This is a genomic window from Geobacillus sp. Y412MC52, assembly GCF_000174795.2.
GTDB classification, from domain to species: Bacteria; Bacillota; Bacilli; order Bacillales; family Anoxybacillaceae; genus Geobacillus; species Geobacillus thermoleovorans.
Genome location: NC_014915.1, coordinates 460,435 through 474,622, shown reverse-complemented (window position 1 = coordinate 474,622; position 14,188 = coordinate 460,435). Strand labels below are relative to the sequence as shown.

Below are 14,188 nucleotides of genomic sequence, written 5' to 3'. Positions count from 1 at the left end.
TCATGATTTACACACCCAGGGTGTAAACGTTCCCGTGTCCCGGATATATGACTTTTGCACCTTTCAACTTTAAATCATGCCAGCTTTGCTTGCTTTTATCATCGTCTTCCATTACTAAATTCGGGGAATATAAATCGCCGATAAAAGCAGTACCGTCTTGAAATACGAGCGAAATACTATCATCAGAATGTCCGGGCGTTTTGATTGCCTGTGCAGGAATGTTATGTTCTGTGAAAAATAACCCTGCTTCATCAATGCTTAGCACAACATTCGAATTCATATCTAATGGCAAATAGGACCGATCCTTCCTGAGCATATTCTCCATCACTCGAATATAAGGTGCCTGATGTTCAAACAAAATAAAGGAAGTTCCAAATCTCTTAATGTTTTCTACCATGCCGGCATGATCAGGATGGAAGTGTGTCACGAACAGATATTTTATCATCTCTGGCTTAATGTTATAAGTTTTTAAAGCTTCTCTATATTGGCGGATGCACCCTGGCCAACCGGCATCTATGGCAACGTAAAAATCGTTTACCTTTACCAAATAACAATTTGTGTGTCTTATCGAAATACAATAAGTCTCCATGAGATTCCCCCTTCTTCGGGTCTTTATGTTCGTGAACTACATTTTGGGTTCATAACTAAACTCGTTCACCAACCTCTCGATGTTTTCGATTTTCCTTTTTACCTCTCGCTGACTCTGACTGGTTTCGAGTTTTAAAAAAAGGGAAGAACGTGAGCGTTTCTCCCCCTTTCTCCCTCTCATTTTTCTCTCATTTTGATCCTTTTTCCTTGATTTTTCAATGATTCCCCCACTTTTTCTCCCTCTCTTCTTTCTCCCAAAAAGGAGTGGAAGAACCCGATTTCATTTTCCATTGACACTCCACACGGCTGAAGCCATGTGAAGTGTCAAAATTGCAGCGTTAATTTCGCCACCGCTTCCACATGCGCCGTGTGCGGAAACATGTCCACCGGCTGGATGTAGTCGACGCGGTATTGTGCGGCCAAGGCATCGAGATCGCGGGCGAGGCTGGATGGGTTGCACGAGACGTAGACGACCGTTTTCGGGCGGACGTGGAGAATCGTTTCAAGCAACGCCCGGTCGCAGCCGACGCGGGGCGGGTCAACGATGATGACGTCCGGCTTCCAGCCTCCTTTCACCCATTTTGGCAGCCAATATTCGGCTTTGCCGACGACATAGTGCGTGTTGGTGAAACCATGCTTTTTGGCGTTGTTTTGCGCGTCTTCGATCGCTTCCGGAATCGTGTCCATGCCGCGCACTTCTTTGGCATCGCGAGCAAGCCACAAACCGATCGTGCCGACGCCGCAGTAAGCGTCAACGATCCGCTCCGTTCCGGTGAGGGCGGCCGCTTTTTTCACTTCGTCGTACAATTTCACCGTCTGCAACGGGTTGAGCTGGAAAAAGGCACGCGACGACAGTTCAAACGACAAATCGCCGAGCGTTTCTTGAATATATTCGTCGCCGGCGAGCACTTCTGTCTCGTCGCCGAAAATAAGCGACGTTTTTTCGCCGTTGATGTTTTGCACGATCGATTTCACTTCTGGAAGACGGCGGCGAATTTCGTCAATGAGCAGCTGTTTGCGCGGGATGTCTTTTGTCGCCGTCACCAGCACAAGCTGGATGTCGCCCGTATGGAAGCCAACGCGGACGACGATCGTCCGCACGACGCCCGTTCTTGTCCGCTCGTTGTAAATCGGGATGCGCAAGTCTTGCAAAATCGTTTTCACAATGTTCGTGACGCGCGTCGTTTGCGGATGCTGGACGCGGCATTCCGATAAATCGATGAGCCGGTGGGAGTTGATGCCGTACAGCCCGGCGAGCACCTTCCCTTCCTTCATTCCAACTTGAAACTGGCTTTTGTTTCGGTAATGCCACGGGTTGTCCATGCCGATCGTCGGGCGGATGTCAAGCTTGTCGACATCGAGGCGCCGGGCATGGCGGCGGAGCGCCTGGATGACAATGTCGCGCTTCGCCTCGAGCTGCGCCTCGTACGATAAGTGCTGCAACTGGCAGCCGCCGCACTGGTCATAGAGCGGGCATGGCGGCTTGATGCGGTTTGGCGAGCGCTTGCGGATGCGCTTGATTTTCGCCTCGGCGTAGGTTGGGTGGATGTCCGTCGCCTCAACGATGACTTCTTCCCCCGGCAACGCACCGGGGACGAAGACGACTTGTTTTTGGAAATAACCGACCCCTTCGCCGTTAATGCCGATCCGTTGAATCGTCACCGGAAATTGCTCGCCTTTTTTGATTTTGATGTTCGTTTGTTGCTTTGCCATATCGGTCCCTCTCATTCGATACTTCTCCATAAATAAAGCGCCGCATAGCTGGCGTACGGCTTCCACCGCTCGCTAAGCGCCGCCATCTCTTTGACAGTTGGCCGCTTCGGAAGACCGAACCATTTTTCGACCGCCCGCTGCAAACCGATATCCGCCGGCGGAAAGACGTTCGGACGGCCGAGGCCGAAGAGGAGGAAATTTTGCACGGTCCACGGACCGATGCCGCGCACGGCGGTCAGCTTCTCCATCACCTCGCCGTCTTCCATCTGCTTGAGTTCATCAAGCCGCAGCTTCCCCTCGGCAATGAGGCGCGACACATCGACGATATATTCGGCTTTCCGCCCGCTCAGCTGCAAGGCGCGCAAGTCATCGTACGAACGGGCGGCCACTTCTTCCGGGCGCGGGTAAAACCAAACACCGTCCCGCTCCTCGCCAAACGCTTTCACAAACCGCTCTGTGAGCCGGTAACCGACTTTAAGATGAAGCTGCTGGTGGATCAAACATTTCATTAGGCAAAAATACAAGTCAAAATCGAGCACAAGCGGCAGCCCCTCATACTCGGCAAACAGCGGCGCCAGCTCGGTCGCGCGAAAATGATCATACACCAGAACGAGCGGCGTCCGCCATTGAAATAAATGAGAGACGCGCTCGATGATGTCTTCCTGCCGCTTGGGATGCGGCGCCGAGACGACAAAGCGAGGATCGTCTTTTGTGCCGATGCTTTCAATCACGACCGGCACCTTTAAACCATCGAGATGAAGCGGCACGGTGATGCGCCACCGCTCTAAATCGACCGCCAGGAGCGGATCCAATGCAAGCCGTTCAAGCGCGTGGGCGAAATCATACGGCGCCGGCACAGTGATCGTTCGTTTCCACATCGTTCTCACCTTTCTCATTTGTCCGTGCCCCTATTATAACGAAAAACGCCCCGTCGAACCAACTTGTTGGCAGGACGAGGCAGCGGCATATGGTTCGGTTGACAGAACGAGGCGGGTTTTCGAATGGTCCAACACACAACGTTTCGTACCGCTTTTGTGCTCAAGTGATGAAAGTGGCTTATGGGCGAAACAGCCACGGATGAAGGCCGGTCTTTTTGGCCATAAGGTCATCAAGGCTGGCGAACGTATACCCTTGTTTGCGCAAGTCGTCGATCACGTTCGGCAATGCTTCAGCGTTGTCTTTGGACACGGAATGCAACAGCAAAATCGCCCCCGGATGGATTTGTTTCATGATTTGGTCGTAAGCATATTGCCAGCCGCGCTGGCGGTCGGTTTGCCAGTCGACGAACGCCAGCGACCAAAAGACGTGATAATAGCCAAGGTCGCGGGCGAGAGATAACGTCCGCTCGCTGAAAATGCCGCGCGGCGGGCGAAGGTACATCATCCCTTTTTGCCCGGTCAGCTCTTCTGTCTTTTCCTTGACTTTTTCCAGCTCTTCGCGCACCTGCTCATCGCTTTCAGTTGTTAAATCGGGATGATGCCACGAATGGTTGCCGATGATATGCCCTTCCGCCGCCATCCGTTTGACTAAATCGGGCGCTGTTTGCAAATAATGGCCGGTGACAAAAAAGGCGGCCGGCACATGTTTTTCCTTTAACACGTCCAAAATTTGCGCCGTATAGCCGTTTTCATACCCGTTGTCAAATGTTAAATAGATCGTTTTTTCGCTCGTGTCGCCTAAATAAAAGGCGTCATATTTGGCGAGCAGCTCATCGAGCTCTTTTCCCGCCGATGGGGGCTCGTGGTTTTCGCTTCGCTTCAATCCCCAATGGATCGGCGCATTGCTTATGGCAAAAGCAGGGGCGGGAAAAAGCGCGAGCGCTAAAACGAGAGAAATGAGCCATCTCATGCCTAGTTCCTCCTTGGCCGCCATCTTTTCCTCTTTCTTATTGTTTTCACCCCTGACCACTTTACGCGCGCCATTTTTTGCAAAAAAAAGCCCCAAAAGCGAGCGCTTTGGGGACAGAGAAGAAAACGGGATCAGCTTGTGAATACCAATAGCCATGTGCTTGAAATTCAGCTCTCCCTCTTACTTGAACACCGGCTCTTTGAACTGGGCCAGCTTTTCAAGCGACGATTTTTCCACATCTTCATGCAAGCTGTTGCCGTGCGAATCCATCGTGACAACAGCAGTGAAGTTTTCGACGCGCAAATGCCACATCGCTTCGGGGATGCCAAACTCCAGCAAATCAACGCCTTCCACGGATTTGATGCAATCGGCGTAATATTGCGCCGCGCCGCCGATGGCGTTCAAATACACGCCGCCGTGTTCTTTTAACGCTTGCAGCGTCTTCGCGCCCATGCCGCCTTTGCCGATGACAGCACGGACGCCGAATTTTTTCATGATGTCGCCTTGGTACGGCTCTTCACGGATGCTTGTCGTCGGGCCGGCAGCTTTGGCGTGCCAGCGGCCTTCTTCATCTTTTAACATGACCGGGCCGCAATGATAAATGATTTGCCCGTTCAAGTCGACCGGCGCATCATGGTCCATCAAATATTTATGAATGGCATCGCGGCCGGTGTAAATGACGCCGCTGATGCGGACGACGTCGCCGACGCGAAGCTGGCGCACTTGTTCTTCCGACAGCGGCGGAACAAGGTCGATGACGCGCGTGTCGCCTTGTTCAAGCGCCGCGGCGGCTTCCGCTTTTTCCAACTCTTTTGCAAAATCGACGTCTTCGCCGTCTTGGTACAGCCATTCGATGATCTCACCGGTCGCCGGATCGATTTTCACGCCCATGCGCCGGAACGCCCAGCAGTTGTAGGCGACCGAAACGAAGAAGCTCGCCGGGATGCGGTGCATGACACCGATTTTACAGCCAAGCAGCGTCGATTCGCCGCCAAAGCCCATCGTACCGATGCCAAGTTTGTTGGCGTTTTCCATAATGTATTCTTCGAGTTGGCGCAATTCTTCGATCGGGTTGACGTCATCAACCGGACGGAACAGCTGCTCTTTCGCCAACTCATAGCCGGATGAGCGGTCGCCGCCGATGCCGACGCCGATAAAGCCGGCGCTGCATCCTTGCCCTTGCGCTTGGTACACCGCATGCAAAATGCATTTGCGGATGCCGTCCAAATCGCGGCCAGCGCGGCCGAGCCCCTCGAGTTCACACGGAAGGCTGTATTGGATGTTTTTGTTTTCACAGCCGCCGCCTTTTAAAATGAGGCGAACGTCAATGTAATCGTTTTCCCATTGTTCGAATTTAATGACCGGCACGCCTTCCCCTAAATTGTCGCCGCTGTTTTTGCCGGTGAGCGAATCGACCGAGTTCGGGCGCAGTTTGCCGTTTTTCGTCGCTTCGGCAATGGCGGCCCGGATCGCTTTTTTCATTTCGATTTGGTTGACGCCGACCGGCACTTTGATTTTAAACGTCGGCAAGCCGGTGTCTTGGCAAATGGGAGACACGTTTTCATCCGCCATCTGAATATTCTCGACGATCGTATTGAGCGCCATGGCCGCCCGCGTGCCGGCGTTTTCGCGCGCTTTCGCCCGAGCGATCGCTCGACGGACATCCTTTGGCAGCTTCGTAGATGTTTCCACAATCAAGTCATACATGCTTTGCTGGAATTTTTCCATTTGTCTAAACGCCCCTTCCCCTGTTTATCGTCCATATGCAGTTGTCCCATCTTTTCCTATTATACTCCGTTTTCCAGCGTTGTGTAAAAAATCTTTCTTTTCGATCTCATGATTGTTCCATCCTCATCATACGAATGGGGTAGATGCAAAACATCCAAAACGATTGACAAGCGCTGCTAAGGCGGCTAATAATGAACGATAGGACTTTGTCATGGAGAGAGGAGAAAGTGATGCGTTCATCGACCATACCGGCCATTACGCCGGCGTATGACCCTTGGGAAGCGTACGTCGATATTGAAGAATATGGAAAACTACAACTGACGAATATTGAGTTTACCACAACGACGCTTTGCAATATGCGCTGCGAGCATTGTGCTGTTGGCTATACGTTGACAATGAAAGATCCCGAGGCGCTGCCGCTTGATATGTTGCTCCGCCGGCTCGAGGAAATTCCGCATTTGCGGTCATTAAGCATCACTGGCGGCGAGCCGATGCTGTCATTAAAATCCGTCGAACAATACGTCGTTCCCCTTCTCCGCTACGCGCACGAGCGCGGGGTGCGGACTCAGCTTAATTCGAACTTGACGTTGGATTTGTCTCGCTATGAACCAGTCATTCCGTATTTGGATGTGCTCCATATCTCGCACAACTGGGGGACAGTCGACGACTTTGTCGAAGGTGGTTTTGCCATGATGGAGCGGAAGCCAACGCGCGCCCAACGCGAGAAATACTTCCAGCGCATGCTTGACAATGCAAAAGCGCTGGCAAATGCCGGCGTGATGGTATCCGCGGAAACGATGTTAAACAAACGGACCGTCCGCCACTTGGAAGCGATCCACCGCCAAGTTGTTGAGAAAATGGGCTGCCAGCGCCATGAAATCCATCCGATGTATCCGAGCGATTTTGCCAGCGCTTTAGAGACATTGAGCTTGGACGAATTGCGCGAAGCGATTCACCATTTGCTTGACATTCGCGACGAAAACGTCTGGATGCTGTTTGGCACGCTGCCGTTTTACCCGTGCAGCGACAACGAAGAAGATGTGCGCCTATTGAAGCGGCTGTATGAAAGCAAAAACGTCACCGTGCGCAACGATCCAGACGGACGTTCACGGCTCAATGTCAATATTTTCACCGGCGATGTCATCGTCACCGATTTTGGTGATGAACCGCCGCTTGGCAACATCATTCACGATTCGCTGCCAGACGTGTATGACAAATGGCGGCGCTCAAAGCTTGCTAGGGAGCTTCTTTGCCACTGCCCGTCGGCACGCTGCCTCGGACCGAACGTCCTTGTGAAGCAGACATATTACCGCGGCGTCGATTTTACGAAGCGGTCCGCGCGCATTGGCCGATAAAAAACGTCAAGGAGCTTTTCCTTGACGTTTTATCTTGGCTGTTCACTCACCACATACGACATGTACAGGCGATCCTGCACCGGAATCCACGCCCCAACCCCTCTTGTCGTCACGTTTTTGACGACAATTTTCTTTTTGTTTCCTTTGAGCACGACGTACACTTCCCCGTATGTTACTTTCCCTTTTTCATTCACCGCCGGAGCGTACGCGTACAAATAACCTATTTTTTTCGCCGGTACGTTGTACGGTTGGTCTTTTTTCGTGCCAAGGCCGACAACCGTGCTGAAAGAGAGCGGCAAGTTCGTCTTTTCCATCGCTTTGTTTAACATCATCCGCTTAACCGCGTCTTCATTCGGCACTTTCACCGTCAACCCGCCGCGGACGTATTTTTGCATTTCTTGTTTATAGTACAACTTTTGCGCCGTATCGCCGCCGCGGTTATCAAGGAAATTCGTGTTGACCTTTTGATATTCCCAGTTCGTCGACGTTTCGATCGACTGGTAATTGAGCGGCCACTGGCCTAAATAAATCGTCGCCCTGAAGCCAACGGCCCATGGCGTGTCGGTCGCCGAAGATTCATTAAAGAGATGGATCAATTCGGGATTTTCAATTTTCACATTCGCCGATCTTAACAGCTGTTTTGTAAACGAGCTCGGTTCCAAATGCGGCAAATCTTGCGTCGGGTTCGGATACGTATTTTCTTTCGATATATCAATCACCGCACCGGGCGCCGGTTTGCCGGCAGCCGCCAGCGCTGAAAACGCCGCCGCATAAAGAAGAAGCACGCTCCCAAACAGCGAAACAGCCCACTTTTTCATCGCCTTCACTCCTTTCTTCCCACGTTATTCACTGTTAGTTTCTTTCAAAATGCGCCGTTTATCCGCAGCGGCGAAAATTTTCCCCGTTTGACGCCCCACTTCCCGCACCCGCAAAAAAACACCCGGACGACGAACGCCCGGATGCAGTCACTTACAGCAAGTAAAAACCGATGCCCATAATCGTATAGGCAGCGAGCAATGTTGCGCCTTCAAACCAGTTCGTATCACCATCATTTGACAGCACGATCATCAAAAGGACGGAAGCAGCCATCGCCACCAGCTCAGGAAGTGAAAAGACAAGCGGCATTTTTTCCGGAAACAAAAGCGAAACGAGCACAAGCACCGGCGCAACGAACATGGCGATTTGCAATGTCGAGCCGACGGCAATTTCCACCGCGACATTCATTTTGTTTTTGTACGCCATAATAACCGCGGAAGCGTGCTCCGCCGCATTGCCGACGATGGCCACGATGATGATCCCGATAAACAGCTCGCTCCAGCCGAATGACTCGGCGACCGTTTCAAACGTGTGAACGAGCCGTTCCGATAAATAGGCGACCGCAACCGTCGCCAGCGCCAAAATGGCGGTCGCTTTCCCTTTGCCCCATTCGGGCTCTTCATGTTCTTCCACTTCTTCTGATTTATGCTGATATACGCCGCGATGGGTGACAAGCCGGAAATAAAGGGCAGCGGCGTAAAGCAAGATCATGATGATCGAAATGCCAACGCTCAACGCGACTTGTTCGCTGTGATTCATATGCATGGTAAACACTTCCGGAATGACAAAAGCGATGAAGATGGCAAAAGTCAGCAGCCCGGCATTATGACGAGCATCATAAATGTTGAATTCTTGCCGCTTATATTTTAGTCCGCCGACAAAAAATGATAGCCCAGCCACCAAAAGCAAGTTCCCGAGCACCGAACCGGTTAAGGAAGCGAGCACGACGTCAACGAGTCCAGCCTGCAAGGCAAAAATGGAAATGATCAGCTCGACCGCGTTGCCAAATGTCGCGTTCAACAGCCCGCCAATGCGCGGTCCGGCGACGATCGCCAAGCTTTCCGTCGCTCGCCCCATATAGCTGGCGAGCGCAATGATCGTCAAACAGTACAGCACAAACATCAAGACAGTCGGCCAATGAAGAAACCCGCCGATGACCGACACCGGCACGCCGATCCATGTCATCCAAGCAAACACTTTGTTCATTTCTCTTCCACCTTTCCTCTTGATTGTTTTCGTTGCATTGACCACCGTTTCTATGTACGATGGATAAGGGCATTCATTCGCCCTGGGAAACATCCGGCCTCGCTTGTTTGATTGGCCGGCGATTTCAACTGAAATGGGGATGCACGATGCGTTTTGCCATCTTAACCGGGATTGTCGCCGTCTCTGGTCTGTCGCAAGGGATGTTGCTGCCGCTTCTGGCGATGCTTCTTGATGAAAACGGCGTCTCTTCGTCCGTTAACGGGGCGCACGCCGCCGCCCTGTATATCGGTGTCTTGACCATTTCGCCATTTTTGGAACAGCCGCTGAGACGCTATGGCTATCGGCTCCTCATTCTCCTTGGTGGTTTCATTGTAATATGTTCGCTTATTCTTTTTCCACTTTTTCCTTCTCTTTTCTTTTGGCTTGTACTTCGCTTTGCCATCGGCATCGGCGATCATATGCTTCATTTTGCGACACAAACGTGGATTACGGACTTTTCGCCGCCGGCTGAACGCGGACGGCGATTGTCGCTGTATGGGTGGGCGTTCGGCCTCGGCTTCACCATCGGCCCGCTGTTGGCTTCACTCGCTTCGGTCGAGAAGGCGCTTCCGTTTTATTTAGCTGCTCTCCTTAGTTTCGCGGGTTGGATCGGCGTCTTTTGGCTGCCGAACGAAAAACCAAAGCCGCTTGAACGTTCTTCGTCGGCGGCTGGTCGGTTTATTGGCGCTTGGAAACAGGCATGGCCAGCGCTTTTGTTGCCGTTTGCCTACGGTTTTTTAGAAGCGGCTGTTCATTCCATCTTCCCGCTGTACGCCTTGCGTGAGCGGATGAGCGCTGAGCAGATCGCCTTCATCTTGCCATGCTTCTCGCTTGGGGGCATCATCTTTCAGCTTCCGCTCGGAACGCTCAGCGACCGGTTCGGGCGGCGCGAGATCATCACCGGTGCACTCTTGGCCGGCGCCGGTTGTTTTTTGATTGCCCTCACTGTCGGTGCGTCCACGGTTGGGTTGGCTGCCTGTTTGTTCACCGCTGGCATGTTTACCGGCTCGCTCTTCTCTCTCGGCATCGCCTATATGACCGACCTGTTGCCGAAAGAGCTGCTTCCCGCCGGCAATTTGTTGTGCGGGATGCTATACAGTCTCGGCAGCATGACAGGCCCGCCGCTTGCCGGCAGCGTGGTGGATCTCTCTAGTCGCGCCTTTTTCCTTGCGGTCAGCGCTGTCCTCCTCGTTCCGGCCATTTGCCTCGTCAGCCGCCGGGAACAGGAAACAGCGGCTTGACCGTTTTTTGTTTTTTATTTTTTATTTTTTTCAAAAAAATCGTTGACCATTTTGTTCCCTCTGTTATATAATAAAAACAAGATATCAAGTTTCTGTTTTAAAACAGTATAAAGGAGTGGCGATCATGAGCAGAACGGAACGGAAAAATATGATCGAGTTTATCGAAAAAGTGCGGGGATTGTCGCGCGAGGAACTCGCCTATATGACTGATGCAGAAATTGAATACATTTATGAGCGCTATTACCACCATCACGAAGAAATCGTTGAATAAAGCGGCAGCGGCTCGATGTGCCTGTGTTTGCATGAAAGGAAAGGTGCCCTCAAAAAAGGAAGGGCACCTTTTTTTGATTTCCATCTATACACATAAAACGACCGCCGGGGCACAATATTACAATATGTTGTGGTATGTTGAACGAAGAACCACCTTTTGAGACAGCTTCTTTCAATGATAGCCGTTTTGGCCGTTGGCGCTGCCACTCGTCTTATGCTTTGGTCTGTTTTTTCCTTTTTGCTTCGTGCCCCCGTCTTTTTTCGTATGTTTCGTCATCTTGATCCCCCCTATGCCAAGATCCCTTGCATTGTTACGATATCCCGCCTCGGCATTGTTTATGCACGCTAACGCTGCCGTCTTTTCCCTTCGCGCTCACAGTCAAACATGGCGTTGAGTTCCCCGCCTAAGACAAGAATCATGCCGGACAAATAAAACCAAACCATCAACACGATCATCCCGCCAAGGCTGCCGTACATCGCCGTGTAATCGGCAAAGTTGTTGACATAATACGCGAACGCCAGCGACGCCGCAATCCAGCCGGCGGTGGCAAACAGCGCGCCGCGCACGACGTTGACGCAGCGAAGCTGTTTGTTCGGCGCGAAATAATAAAGGGCAGTAAAGACAGCAAACAATAACAGCGAACTCGTCACCCAACGAAACGCGTTCCAAACCTCCAAAAACTGTTGCGACAACCCGAGAGCAGAGAACAAAAACAGCCCGATTATCCGCCCGAAGACCGGAAGCACGAGGGCAACGATGATGACCATGATCATGCCGAGCGTCAACACAATCGACAGCCCACGTACGATCCAAAACGGCCGGTCTTCTTGCACATCATAAGCGCGGTTGAATGCCCTCATAATGGCACTCATGCCATTAGACGCTGACCAAATAGCTGCGATGATGCTAAACGACAACAATCCCCCATTTTGCTCATTCATGAGACGATAAACGTTCGTCTCAATGAGGTGAAGCGCCTCTTTCGGGGCGTATTGCCGCACGAGCGCAAGCACATCTTCATGCGGAATCGGCAAATACGCCAACAGCGTCATTAAAAACAGCAAAAACGGAAAGAGCGACAAAAGAAAGTAATACGCCAATTCCGCCGACAAGCGCGGGATTTCATCTTCCGTAAAACGGCGGACCAACTCACGGATGAACGCCAAATTTACGACCATCGGCTGCCCTCCTTCCCCGTTTTTCCCTAGACGGGTGCGCCGCCCTCAAAGTCATTTTGTTTCCTCCACACCAAGTCGATGGTCGCGGATGATCCTCTCAAGCAAATGCTCGCACCCTGAGCGGACGAGGCGATACACTTCGGCAAAATTCCCGGTATAATACGGATCAGGCACATCGTCTTTTTCCCGGTCGGGAACAAAGTCAAGCAACCGGGCGAGCACCGCTTTCGAACGGAAGCCAGCCAATCGGCGCAAATCGTTCAAGTTGGCTGCGTCCATGGCGATGATGTAATCAAATTCTTCCAGGTCACGATGGTTCACTTGCCGGGCGCGGATGTCGGAGTAGTCGATCTTATTTTCAGTCAAAACCCTTCTTGTCCCCACATGCGGCGGCTCACCGACATGCCAGCTGCCTGTTCCCGCCGAATCAACGGCAATCAGACCGTCAAGCCCCCGCTCTTTCACCAAATGACGGAAGACCGCTTCCGCCATCGGCGAGCGACAAATGTTTCCAAGACAAACAAACAGCACTTTAATCATCCAAACAGCCACCCCTCTCTCTATGTCCACGGTGCTTTCCACCGTTAGTTTTCCTTCATTTCTTTTCATCTAGCCCTTTTTGTCCCTAGAAGGACGGGGATGTAACGAAAAAACAACTCCAGCGGGGGAGCGTGTGCGAATGGGCCAACAACTCTTGCGCGCGTTCACGACAACCATTTTGAAGAAAACGCGGTGTTTCACCAACCTTTTGACTGGCACTATGCATGTGCACCTACATTTTACCACATCATCCGTTTTTCATCAGAAAAGCAAGCCATGCAATCTCTCCCCATTCTTCCTGCACCTATGGTACAATACATAGTAACTTGCCATGAAAGGAGTAAACGAATGGATTTATCAAAACGGTCGGCGGAAAACGTCGCCTACATGATCGAACAGTTGAAGCAAAAGTTGAAAGTGCTGAACTGGGATGCCATCAAGCCGTCCCATTTTTCCGAGGAATGGTACGATGAGTTGAGAGACATTTACGAGATGGTGATGAAACGCGAGACGTTCAGCCCAAACGAAATGCAGGCGATTGTCGAAGAGCTCGGAAGCCTGCGCAAAAAATAACGCTCCCATCTGCTGTTAGGCAGGCAATGCAGCTGTTTCGTATAAAAACAATTCCTATCGAAAAACTATGATTGACATTATCGTCAATTGTGCTAAAATTTTAATCAATTAAATGACATGCGTTGCATACGTTGCTCGGGAGTGAGGGAGGAATTGGCTCAATGAACTCCGACAACCTGCCGCCTATAGCAAAGTGCCAATTCCAGCTAAAGAAGATCTTTAGTAAAATAAGGGGCACCCTTTCTCCCGTTCTTTCTGATTCATGCAAGGAAGGATTTTTGCCGCCGAATTGCCGTTTGGCCGCTATATATCCGACTAATTACGTGGATTTTCTTTGATTTTGTGAGGAGGAGAAACCGATGCTCACGTATGATCAGTGGGAAACGGCGGAAAAACCGTCTTTTCCGTCCGATAATGAAACAAAAGGGGCGCTTGACGTCCTCGCCTGGGCGTATCGCGAATACGGCGATGAGATCGTATACGCGTGTAGCTTCGGCATCGAGGGGATTGTGCTTATTGATCTCATCTCCCAGGTCAAACCGGACGCCGAAATCGTCTTTTTGGATACCGGCCTGCATTTTCCAGAGACGTACGATACGATCGCGAAAGTGAAAGAAAAATATCCGTCGCTTCGCATCGTGATGAAGCAGCCACGCTTGACGTTGGAAGAACAGAAGGCGCAGTTTGGCGACGAGTTATGGAAACGCGACCCGAACAAATGCTGTGAGCTGCGCAAAGTCATTCCGCTGCGCGAGGTGCTGACCGGGGTGACGGCGTGGATTTCCGGCTTGCGCCGCGAGCAATCGCCGACGCGGCGGCATGTTGAGTACATTAACAAAGACGACAAGTTCCGTTCTATTAAAGTTTGTCCGCTCATTCACTGGACGTGGAAAGACGTATGGAATTACGTGTATAAACGCCATCTCCCGTACAATGTGCTCCACGACCGCGGCTACCCGAGCATCGGTTGCGCCCCGTGCACCGCTCCGGCTACAGATCCGAACGACTTGCGCTCCGGGCGCTGGGCCGGCCAAGGAAAGACGGAATGCGGTCTCCATCTCGCTTAAGGAGAGAAAAACGATATGCTCCTTG

Annotated in this window: 14 protein-coding genes and 1 riboswitch; of the genes, 5 read left to right on the top strand and 9 right to left on the bottom strand. The window is 51.7% G+C overall.

The genetic code is table 11. The features are described 5' to 3' along the window. Nucleotides 1-7: 7 nt before the first annotated feature. The 5 genes from GYMC52_RS02380 to GYMC52_RS02360 form a co-directional block, all read right to left on the bottom strand. Nucleotides 8-589, bottom strand: a complete 582-nt coding sequence (locus tag GYMC52_RS02380) for an MBL fold metallo-hydrolase (RefSeq protein WP_013522969.1) — start codon at nucleotides 587-589, stop codon at nucleotides 8-10. A 323-nt stretch (nucleotides 590-912) separates the two neighbouring features. Further along, nucleotides 913-2,316, bottom strand: a complete 1,404-nt coding sequence (gene rlmD / locus GYMC52_RS02375; RefSeq protein WP_013522967.1) for a 23S rRNA (uracil(1939)-C(5))-methyltransferase RlmD — start codon at nucleotides 2,314-2,316, stop codon at nucleotides 913-915. Then, a complete protein-coding gene (locus GYMC52_RS02370) occupies nucleotides 2,313-3,179 on the bottom strand; it encodes a DNA-3-methyladenine glycosylase family protein (RefSeq protein ID WP_013522966.1) in 867 nt (288 codons plus the stop codon). Before GYMC52_RS02370 ends, rlmD begins: the two co-directional genes overlap by 4 nt. Before the next feature lie 178 nt (nucleotides 3,180-3,357). After that, nucleotides 3,358-4,149, bottom strand: coding sequence for a delta-lactam-biosynthetic de-N-acetylase (gene pdaA / locus GYMC52_RS02365; RefSeq protein ID WP_015373941.1), 792 nt, complete (start codon nucleotides 4,147-4,149; stop codon nucleotides 3,358-3,360). 180 nt (nucleotides 4,150-4,329) lie between these two features. Then, entirely contained in the window at nucleotides 4,330-5,877 is a 1,548-nt protein-coding gene (locus GYMC52_RS02360) for a fumarate hydratase (protein ID WP_013146342.1), read from the bottom strand. Nucleotides 5,878-6,107: 230 nt separating this feature from the next. Here GYMC52_RS02360 and yfkAB point away from each other — a divergent pair, with 230 nt between their 5' ends. Then, complete coding sequence (gene yfkAB / locus GYMC52_RS02355; protein WP_013522964.1) at nucleotides 6,108-7,232, top strand: radical SAM/CxCxxxxC motif protein YfkAB; 1,125 nt, start codon at nucleotides 6,108-6,110, stop codon at nucleotides 7,230-7,232. Between the two features lie 29 nt (nucleotides 7,233-7,261). On the opposite strand, the gene GYMC52_RS02350 is transcribed toward yfkAB, so the two are convergent. Both GYMC52_RS02350 and cax read right to left on the bottom strand, forming a co-directional pair. Continuing rightward, entirely contained in the window at nucleotides 7,262-8,050 is a 789-nt protein-coding gene (locus tag GYMC52_RS02350) for a YfkD famly protein (protein ID WP_013522963.1), read from the bottom strand. A 151-nt stretch (nucleotides 8,051-8,201) separates the two neighbouring features. Continuing rightward, nucleotides 8,202-9,254, bottom strand: coding sequence for a calcium/proton exchanger (cax, locus tag GYMC52_RS02345; protein ID WP_011229927.1), 1,053 nt, complete (start codon nucleotides 9,252-9,254; stop codon nucleotides 8,202-8,204). Between the two features lie 146 nt (nucleotides 9,255-9,400). Here cax and GYMC52_RS02340 point away from each other — a divergent pair, with 146 nt between their 5' ends. Together GYMC52_RS02340 and GYMC52_RS02335 are read left to right on the top strand one after the other, a co-directional pair. Continuing rightward, nucleotides 9,401-10,534, top strand: coding sequence for an MFS transporter (locus tag GYMC52_RS02340; protein WP_013522962.1), 1,134 nt, complete (start codon nucleotides 9,401-9,403; stop codon nucleotides 10,532-10,534). A 124-nt stretch (nucleotides 10,535-10,658) separates the two neighbouring features. Next, complete coding sequence (locus tag GYMC52_RS02335; RefSeq protein WP_011229925.1) at nucleotides 10,659-10,805, top strand: BH0509 family protein; 147 nt, start codon at nucleotides 10,659-10,661, stop codon at nucleotides 10,803-10,805. A gap of 344 nt (nucleotides 10,806-11,149) precedes the next feature. On the opposite strand, the gene GYMC52_RS02330 is transcribed toward GYMC52_RS02335, so the two are convergent. Both GYMC52_RS02330 and GYMC52_RS02325 read right to left on the bottom strand, forming a co-directional pair. After that, the gene (locus GYMC52_RS02330; RefSeq protein ID WP_013522961.1) at nucleotides 11,150-11,983 is read right to left on the bottom strand and encodes a YihY/virulence factor BrkB family protein; all 834 of its coding nucleotides are present in this window, start codon (nucleotides 11,981-11,983) and stop codon (nucleotides 11,150-11,152) included. A gap of 51 nt (nucleotides 11,984-12,034) precedes the next feature. Continuing rightward, nucleotides 12,035-12,523, bottom strand: a complete 489-nt coding sequence (locus GYMC52_RS02325; RefSeq protein WP_015731645.1) for a low molecular weight protein-tyrosine-phosphatase — start codon at nucleotides 12,521-12,523, stop codon at nucleotides 12,035-12,037. Between the two features lie 348 nt (nucleotides 12,524-12,871). On the opposite strand from GYMC52_RS02325, the gene GYMC52_RS02320 reads away from it, so the two are divergent. Together GYMC52_RS02320 and GYMC52_RS02315 are read left to right on the top strand one after the other, a co-directional pair. Next, on the top strand, nucleotides 12,872-13,096 hold the full coding sequence (locus tag GYMC52_RS02320) for a DUF1128 domain-containing protein (protein ID WP_013522958.1): 225 nt from the start codon (nucleotides 12,872-12,874) through the stop codon (nucleotides 13,094-13,096). A gap of 129 nt (nucleotides 13,097-13,225) precedes the next feature. After that, a riboswitch (SAM riboswitch) is annotated at nucleotides 13,226-13,330 on the top strand. A 125-nt stretch (nucleotides 13,331-13,455) separates the two neighbouring features. Then, nucleotides 13,456-14,163 (top strand): phosphoadenylyl-sulfate reductase, encoded by a 708-nt coding sequence (locus GYMC52_RS02315; protein WP_013146350.1) that lies wholly within the window; start codon nucleotides 13,456-13,458, stop codon nucleotides 14,161-14,163. Nucleotides 14,164-14,188: the final 25 nt, after the last annotated feature.